General features: G+C 36.7%; 9 protein-coding genes. 7 read left to right on the plus strand and 2 right to left on the minus strand.

The window, feature by feature from the left end:
• Nucleotides 1-200: 200 nt before the first annotated feature.
• Nucleotides 201-347, minus strand: coding sequence for a hypothetical protein (locus AC1DOS_RS16955; RefSeq protein WP_477538448.1), 147 nt, complete (start codon nucleotides 345-347; stop codon nucleotides 201-203).
• 232 nt (nucleotides 348-579) lie between these two features.
• Between AC1DOS_RS16955 and AC1DOS_RS16960 the strand changes: the two genes are divergently transcribed.
• The 7 genes from AC1DOS_RS16960 (at nucleotide 580) to AC1DOS_RS16990 (ending at nucleotide 5911) form a co-directional block, all read left to right on the plus strand.
• The gene (locus AC1DOS_RS16960) at nucleotides 580-1044 is read left to right on the plus strand and encodes a hypothetical protein (protein WP_477538449.1); all 465 of its coding nucleotides are present in this window, start codon (nucleotides 580-582) and stop codon (nucleotides 1042-1044) included.
• Nucleotides 1041-1388 (plus strand): hypothetical protein, encoded by a 348-nt coding sequence (locus AC1DOS_RS16965; RefSeq protein WP_108585708.1) that lies wholly within the window; start codon nucleotides 1041-1043, stop codon nucleotides 1386-1388. The genes AC1DOS_RS16960 and AC1DOS_RS16965 overlap by 4 nt, the downstream gene beginning before the upstream one ends.
• Nucleotides 1385-2668, plus strand: coding sequence for a glutathionylspermidine synthase family protein (locus AC1DOS_RS16970; RefSeq protein WP_477538450.1), 1284 nt, complete (start codon nucleotides 1385-1387; stop codon nucleotides 2666-2668). Before AC1DOS_RS16965 ends, AC1DOS_RS16970 begins: the two co-directional genes overlap by 4 nt.
• A 5-nt stretch (nucleotides 2669-2673) precedes the next feature.
• Entirely contained in the window at nucleotides 2674-3087 is a 414-nt protein-coding gene (locus AC1DOS_RS16975; protein WP_477538455.1) for a DUF350 domain-containing protein, read from the plus strand.
• A 340-nt stretch (nucleotides 3088-3427) separates the two neighbouring features.
• Nucleotides 3428-4360 (plus strand): ABC transporter ATP-binding protein, encoded by a 933-nt coding sequence (locus tag AC1DOS_RS16980; protein ID WP_477538451.1) that lies wholly within the window; start codon nucleotides 3428-3430, stop codon nucleotides 4358-4360.
• Nucleotides 4357-5454: an ABC transporter permease gene (locus tag AC1DOS_RS16985; RefSeq protein WP_477538452.1), complete on the plus strand. Its 1098-nt coding sequence runs from the start codon at nucleotides 4357-4359 to the stop codon at nucleotides 5452-5454. The genes AC1DOS_RS16980 and AC1DOS_RS16985 overlap by 4 nt, the downstream gene beginning before the upstream one ends.
• Nucleotides 5455-5476: 22 nt before the next feature.
• Nucleotides 5477-5911 carry a DUF6526 family protein gene (locus AC1DOS_RS16990; protein ID WP_477538453.1) on the plus strand — a complete coding sequence of 145 codons (435 nt, stop codon included), beginning with the start codon at nucleotides 5477-5479 and terminating at the stop codon, nucleotides 5909-5911.
• A 93-nt stretch (nucleotides 5912-6004) separates the two neighbouring features.
• Here AC1DOS_RS16990 and AC1DOS_RS16995 read toward each other — a convergent pair whose 3' ends face one another.
• Complete coding sequence (locus AC1DOS_RS16995) at nucleotides 6005-6427, minus strand: VOC family protein (RefSeq protein WP_477538454.1); 423 nt, start codon at nucleotides 6425-6427, stop codon at nucleotides 6005-6007.
• Nucleotides 6428-6472: the final 45 nt, after the last annotated feature.

Raw genomic sequence — 6472 nt, forward strand, 5'->3', positions numbered from 1 at the left:
AATTCATCCACTACGATACGCTCTCCTACTCTTTGAAGTATTAATGAAAAATCATCTGAACCTGTGATGAAGTATTTATCATCTTTCGATTTAATTTTTATATCATGATAGACAATCTCCGATTTTTCCATTCCTTCTGCATCAGATGGTGTGATGTCCGGTTTAACCTCAAATTCATCTTTGATAATTGTTAGTTCATCTCAGTTGAACACTAATTGATTATTTTGATTTTCTTGCCCTGCAAAAATTACATCCTCTAAGTGACTTTCTTTTGCAGGGTATTCTGTTTTCCTTTCATTTGAACAAGCAACAGCAAATCGTGCACAATTTGTTACTAGCTTACTCATCCATTCCATCTCCAATAAAAATAGTTATTATTACATATGGGAATCGATAATAATATAGTTTCAAATAATTGGATAATTCATTATTATTAATAACAAACAATTTTTTTAGTACAGAGTGATATGGACTTTACACTGGTATACAATAGAATTTGGCAACTCATTATTAAAATGAAACCATAAACATATCAAATCGTATATGTAGAGGACGCTTGGTGAAAGGACTGATGAACAAGTGAATACTTCACTAGAATACCGCTTATTTAAAGGAAACAACTCTTCTGAACCGTTATTTCATTATGAACAGATTGATTTACAACAGGTTCTTGCTCGAAGAGGATGCGATTTTTATATTAAAGAAGGAACTGTATATAAGCAGACGTCTTCTGCTATTGAAGGTGATTGGCATGTGATTTACGTAACGAAGCATGAAGAAGGCGAAGTGGAAAAGGAAGAATTCAATCTAAATGGCGCATTACAGTTAGAAATGCGTGAATTTAATGGTAGAGCGAATCATCCACTCCTAAAAAAACTTGAATTCGATCATCATATTGATATCCTTGCTCATATAGGTGCTGATTACCACTTCATCGATGGACAGGAATGGGATAAAGACTCTTCTGAGATTGATGAAGACCGACGAGTATATGTTCTGTATTTGATAAAGACAGGTTACAAAATGGAGGGAAATAGATCATGAATAAAACCAAAAAGTTGATGGCAGGAGTAGCAACATCTGTTATGGCTTTCAGTATGTCAGGATGTGGTCAAAATCAATACGAGTCATCCGCGTCTTTACCACCTGAACCGACAGAGTATGAGTGTGATGATTGGGAATGGGATGATGAAGAAGGAACGTATTATTGTGATGACAGAAAATCAAGTCATTTTGGAGCTTATTATCTTTTAGGGAGTATGTTTAGTAATCGTTCTGCTTTGAGAAGCTCACCTAATTATTCAAGTAACTTAAACAAATACAAAAACGCACAAAGCAATTATAAATCCGGTATAGGAAGTGGCTCTAAAGGAGGATTTGGAGGGTGATAAACCCACAATTTCRAATTGATAGAGAAAGAGTATACAGTCAAGTTCCTTACTTTTTCCCGGATTTATATGACGTTGAATATGCGTTGTTAGACATCCATAAACAAACGCATGTGGATATTCATGAAATTCGAGTAGCAGCGGAAAAAGTAGGCGCTATTTTTGTGAAAGTTGCTTCACTTTTAAGAGATTTGGATGATGAGACGCTTCTTCAACTGGGTTATCCAAAAGAAGCTCTTACCTATTGCCGAATTAAAACCATACCGCAGGAATATATAATCGGACGACTTGATTTTGTTGTATCCAATTCAGATATTAAGCTTCTTGAATTTAATTCTGATACCCCAACATTTATTAAAGAAACGTTTCATGCAAACGACTTTGTATGTAATCACTTTGGACTTCAAAACCCTAATAATGAAAGCACAGACATTCTTCGTAGGGAAATGAGAAAAGCAGTAACCGCTTCTTGGAAGCAATTAAATAGACTGGGAATACCCAAAATTGTCTTCACGTCACACGGAGACAATATTGAAGATATGTGGACGACTCGTTTTTTACAAGAGCATCTGGATCTACCTTCGGAGTACGTGAGTTTAGATGAGTTGAAAATCCTTACAGAGCCAGTTGATGAAGATGGCATTGTTATTGAACCTGGAGTCTTTACTCCAAGTGGGGAAAGGATTGACATCTTATATCGTCAGACCTACCCAATTGAACATTTAGTTAATGATATTGATCCAACCACCAATGAAAATATTGGCCAGGAATTAATTAAGCTCATTGTTGAGAATAAAGTAATGGTCATCAATCCTCCTTCAGCATTTTTATTGCAATCAAAAGCAGTTCAAGCACTTATTTGGGGATTGCATGAAGATGATAAGTATTTCACTAAAGATGAACATACAATTATTAGTCGGTATTTTTTACCGACCTATTTAGAACCTGACGTATTCTTGAAAACAAATCAACCTTATGTACGAAAACCTTCATTTGGACGCGAAGGGGATACAGTGGAAATCTTTAACGGGTTGGGGGAAACAATAAACGCAGAACCACAGAGAACATACAGTGAGACCTTACCGGTGTATCAAGCGTTTCACCCGTTGCCAATAGCAACAGTACAAACTACGACGGGTGAAAAGCAACAACATCTTATGTATGGTTGCTTTCTATTAAATAATAAAGCGGGAGCAATAGGGATACGTGCTGGCAGTGCAATTACGAATAACTTATCTTATTTTTTACCAGTAGGCATAGAAGAGAGTTTGAAGGGATGATGATGATGGAATATATTACAGGAGAAACAATGGGAAGTTTTTTAGCACACTTTGGTGTTGGAGTTTTACTCATGCTTCTAGGGTTAACCGTTTTTGCATTTACGACTAAGTTTTCTGAAGTGAAGTTAATTAAAGAAGGAAATATTGCTGTTGCTTTAAAACTATGGGGGAAAGCAATCGGTCTAGGAATTGTAATATATACAGTTTGGGCAGGTAGTGTGAATTTGCTAGATGCATTTATTTGGGGACTTGTCGGGATTGCCACTCAAGTCATTGCGTACTGGATCATTGAATACGGCCTTACACCTAACACTAACTTAGCTGAAGAAGTAGAAAAAGGAAATCTAGCTGTTGGTTTTAGCTTATTTTCAATTTCTATCGTAGTAGGATTACTAGTGGCAGCAAGTTTAACATATTAATTATTGGTCTAATTGATCTAACCCCTTTGTACTATAAAAGTAGTTCAAGGGGGATTTTCTTTTTCATTGGCTCGTTAAAAGATGTTGTTGATAGTGAGGGAATCTGCGACAAACCTGTGTTTCTGCATCGCTGCGCTAGCTTCGAAACATGAAAATGCGTTGCAACGCTGCGCTAGCTTCGTTCGCGGAAAGGGAGCAGATTCACCCTTTCTTTATAAAAAATCCACAATAAAAGTTAACAGAGTCCTTTCAATAAGCCAAACAGAACAAATGTTCTTCTGCCGCTAATTTGGCATTTAAGCGTTTTTGAAACGAAGGATACACGATAGGAGAGTGAAGTATGAACATCCAGCAGGAAAATATGATTGAAGTGAAAAGCTTAGTTAAGAAGTATGGAACCTTTACAGCCGTTAACGGGATTGATTTTACTGTGGAAAAGGGAGAAATATTTGGACTTCTTGGACCGAATGGAGCGGGGAAATCGACGACTTTAGAAATGATGGTGGGGCTCAGGAAACCTGACGGGGGAACCGCAATAATCGGGGGATTTGATATTTCTCGTGACTTGAATAAAGTCAAAGAAGTCATTGGTATCCAGCTTCAATCGACCACACTATTTGAACTGCTAACCGTCGAAGAAATCCTTCGTTTATATGGTAGTTTTTATCAAAAAAACGTATCTATCCCTGAATTAATTGAGGAAGTTAGTTTAACGGAAAAGGCCAAAAGTCGGATCAAGACTTTATCAGGGGGTCAGAAACAACGCCTTGCCATTGCGTTAGCTCTTGTTCATGATCCATGGATACTTTTCTTGGATGAACCGACGACAGGTCTCGATCCTCAAGCTAGACGAACACTATGGGATATCGTATTGAAATTAAAAGAAAAAGGCAAGACCACAGTTTTAACCACACATTACATGGATGAAGCACATGTTCTATGTGACCGGATTGCGATTATGGATCAAGGGAATCTAATTGCATTAGATACACCTTCTGGTCTCGTGAAAAGTTTAGAATCTGATAGTGCAGTTGAGTTTCGTTTTGAAGGAGATTTCCTTACGGATGAGCTTGAATCACTTGATGGTGTGAAGCAAGTCGGCAAGAATAAGGATACCTATGTGATTTATACTGACGATCTTCAAGTGACTTTAATTAGTTTGATTCAATTGACTTCAATGAAAAACTTGAAATTGACCGATCTTCAAACTAGAACGTCCACGTTAGAAGACGTCTTTATTCACATGACAGGAAGGAGTCTGAGAGAAGAATGAAAGCATATTGGCAACTAACACTAGCCCAATTACGCATTTTCCTTCGTAATCGCCAGGTTCTTTTCTGGACGCTTGCATTCCCTATTTTTCTAATGGTGATGCTTGGTAGTTTTTTAGGAGATGGCAACGGAATGTCCGTTTCGATTGGTGTAGTAGATCAAGATCAAACATCTCAATCGAAAGAATTCTCAAACTTACTTGCTAAAAATGAAGCGGTTCATGTTGAATCAAGCAACAGCAAAGAGAAAGCACTTGATCAAGTGAAAAATGGAGATATTCAACTCGTAGTTGTAATCCCACAAGGGTATGAAGCGATGATGAAAGACTCTGCAAATACGAAGACAATTGAGGTACCTGTTTATTATAATGAAACCAACCTAGCCGTTTCCCAAATAGGTTTGACCATTGTAAATAGTGTAATTGATGGGATTAGTAAAGAAAAAGTAAATTACACACCAAGCATCGTGACTAATTCAAGTGGAATTGAAGCCTTGGATTTGAAATATATAGATTTCTTAGTACCAGGAATTTTAGCCATGATGATTATGACTAACAATATGAATGGCGTAGCAGGGCAGATTGCCGCATGGAGAGAACGTGGGATTTTGCGAAGAATGCAAGGGACGACGTTAAAAGCTTCTACTTTTATCGCTGCTCAGATTACAGCAAGACTCATGCTAAATGGATTACAGGCACTTATTGTATTAGTAGTAGCAAACCTCATTTTCGGGGTTAGTGTAAACGGTTCATGGATCAGTTTAATTACATTTGTTGTTTTAGGAACACTCGCTTTTATGGCCATTGGCTTTATTATTGCAGGAATTGCCAAAACACCTGAAAGCGCAGCACCAATTGCTGGTTTCTTATCATTTCCCATGTTGTTTTTAGGGGGCGTATTTTTCCCTGTTCAAGATATGCCAGCTTTTATCCAGCCGATTGTTAACGTGTTACCGATTTCTCATTTAAGTCATGTAATACGTGAAACGATGAACGTAGGTACTCCTTTTATGGAATTAGGTTCTGATGCGTTAATCTTAGCATGCTGGGCCGTTGGAGCATTCATCGTGGCAAGCTTCACTTTTAAATGGGAATAAATAAACTTAAAAGGAGATTATTATGGAGAATCAAAATTATAAAACACATGTAAGGATGGACCCTCTTTATCATTACGTTTTAACTTTACTATTGTTAGCGACTTTGATCGTGTCGATTATCAATATGGTCAGCTCACTTAATGCAGAAGAAAACGTTATGCAATCTGTTTTACTTTTACTTATCACAGTTGCCATAATTATTATCGCAATCCTTGTCAGACTATACCCATTGAAGAGCCAAGATCGAGCAATACGAGCGGAAGAAAATTTACGACATTTTGTATTAACTGGTAAATTACTAGATTCAAAACTAAGTAATAGTCAAATTATTGCTTTACGTTTTGCAGATGAAGAGGAGTTTCCAATTCTTTGCGAACGTGCAGTCAAAGAGAATTTGAATTCTAAAGAGATTAAAGAGGCTATTGTAAACTGGAAAGCAGATAATAATAGAGTTTAAGAATCTCATATAAGTAAAAACCCCGTTGAAATGTTAGTTTTCAACGGGGTTTTTACATTTTCTATTTGAAGAAGATTTTCATAAAAAAAGTACTTACATTTCACCATTTCCATAGTTAAATTGCCATTCAATCCCAAACTTATCTTTAACACTTCCGTAACATTTGCTCCAGAATGTTTCTTGAAGCTCCATTCCAACAGTTCCGTCTACTTTTAATTGATTAAATAATGACTTAATCTCATCCAAGTCTTCACTAACTATTGCTAGGCTAATGTTAGTTCCTTCAACATAAGGCATACCAGGGAATGTATCAGAAAACATAACTAGGCTACCGCACATGTTAAGACGAGTGTGCATAATAAGATTTTTAGCTTCTTCCGGTAGCGGGTATTCTTCACTTGGCGGCATTTCACCAAAGGTCATAATTTTTGGTTCTTCTGCCTTAAATACTTCTACGTAATATTCTACAGCTTCTCGGCAATTCCCATTAAAGTTCAAATATATTTCAATAGCCATTTACTACACTCCCTTATTCATTAGTATCTATTATTGCAATATTAC

The sequence above is a fragment of the Paenisporosarcina sp. P5_A11 genome (assembly GCF_056400705.1).

What these genes read in the sequence shown, in the direction of transcription:
- AC1DOS_RS16965 (WP_108585708.1), top strand. Translation starts at nt 1,041, where the DNA reads ATGAATAAAACCAAAAAGTTGATGGCAGGAGTAGCAACATCTGTTATG.
- AC1DOS_RS16975 (WP_477538455.1), top strand. Translation starts at nt 2,674, where the DNA reads ATGGAATATATTACAGGAGAAACAATGGGAAGTTTTTTAGCACACTTT.
- AC1DOS_RS16985 (WP_477538452.1), top strand. Translation starts at nt 4,357, where the DNA reads ATGAAAGCATATTGGCAACTAACACTAGCCCAATTACGCATTTTCCTT.
- AC1DOS_RS16980 (WP_477538451.1), top strand. Translation starts at nt 3,428, where the DNA reads ATGAACATCCAGCAGGAAAATATGATTGAAGTGAAAAGCTTAGTTAAG.
- AC1DOS_RS16990 (WP_477538453.1), top strand. Translation starts at nt 5,477, where the DNA reads ATGGAGAATCAAAATTATAAAACACATGTAAGGATGGACCCTCTTTAT.
- AC1DOS_RS16995 (WP_477538454.1), bottom strand. Translation starts at nt 6,427, where the DNA reads ATGGCTATTGAAATATATTTGAACTTTAATGGGAATTGCCGAGAAGCT.
- AC1DOS_RS16955 (WP_477538448.1), bottom strand. Translation starts at nt 347, where the DNA reads ATGAGTAAGCTAGTAACAAATTGTGCACGATTTGCTGTTGCTTGTTCA.